The sequence below is a fragment of the Actinomadura sp. WAC 06369 genome (genome assembly GCF_003947565.1).
GTDB lineage: Bacteria > Actinomycetota > Actinomycetes > Streptosporangiales > Streptosporangiaceae > Spirillospora > Spirillospora rifamycini.
The window spans coordinates 1-1,067 of the sequence record NZ_QHJN01000382.1 but is presented as its reverse complement, the minus strand read 5'-3'; the positions used below and the strand labels follow the sequence as shown (position 1 = coordinate 1,067).

The 1,067-nt window shown below is 68.0% G+C and carries 1 protein-coding gene; it reads left to right on the top strand.

Annotated elements, in window-relative coordinates; genetic code table 11:
* Positions 1-27: 27 nt before the first annotated feature.
* Positions 28-1,067: acyltransferase domain-containing protein (locus DMH08_RS39580; protein ID WP_233618084.1), on the top strand; the 1,040-nt coding region annotated here is incomplete at its 3' end.

The window sequence follows — 1,067 nt, the reverse complement described above, 5'->3', positions numbered from 1 at the left end:
CCCGGTCAGGGGAGCCAGTGGACCGGGATGGGGCGGCGTTTGTTGGTGGAGTCGCCGGTGTTCGCGGCGCGGTTGGCGGAGTGTGCGGAGGCTCTCGCGCCTCATGTGGAGTGGGATCTGGTGGAGGTTTTGTGTGGGGCGGAGGGTGCTCGGGAGCTTGGGTCGGCGGATGTGGTGCAGCCGGTGTTGTGGGCGGTGATGGTGTCGCTTGCGGCGGTGTGGGAGGCGGCGGGTGTGCGGCCGGATGTGGTGGTGGGGCATTCGCAGGGGGAGATCGCGGCGGCGACGGTGGCGGGTGTGTTGTCGCTGGCCGATGGTGCGCGTGTGGTGGCGGTGCGGTCGCGTGCGTTGGCGGGTTTGGGTGTGGAGGGGGGGATGTTGTCGGTGGTGATGCCGGTGGCGGGTGTGGGTGAGTTGGTGGAGGGGTTCGGGGGTCGGTTGTCGGTGGCGGCGGTGAATTCGCCGGTGTCGGTGGTGGTGTCGGGTGAGCCTGGGGCGTTGGTGGAGTTGGAGCGGGAGTTGCGTCGGCGTCGGGTGATGCGGTGGCGGGTTCCGGTGTCGGATTTTGTGGCGCATTCGCGGTTGTGTGATTCGTTGGCGGGTGTGTTGCCGGGGTTGTTGTCGGGGATTGAGCCGGGTGCTGGTGGGGTGGAGTTTTTTTCGACGGTGCTGGGTCGTGTGGTGTCGGGGGGTGAGTTGGGGCCGGGTTATTGGTTTGAGAATGTGCGGCGTCGGGTGCGGTTCGGTGAGGCGGTGGGGGTGCTGGCGGGTTCGGGTGTGGGTGCTTTTGTGGAGGTGTCGGCGCATCCGGTGCTGCTGGGTGCGGTGGGTGAGGTGTTGGACACCGGTGCCGATACGGCCTCCGCGTCGGGTGGGGTGGTGTTGGTGGAGTCGTTGCGGCGTGACGACGGTGGTGCGGATCGGTTGTTGCGGTCGTTGGGTCAGGCGTTCGTGGGTGGTCTGGATGTCGACTGGGGTCGGGTGTTGCCGGGGTCGGGTGGTGTGCGGGAGGCGGCACGGCGGGTGGAGTTGCCGACGTATGCGTTCCAACACCGGCGCTACTGGCC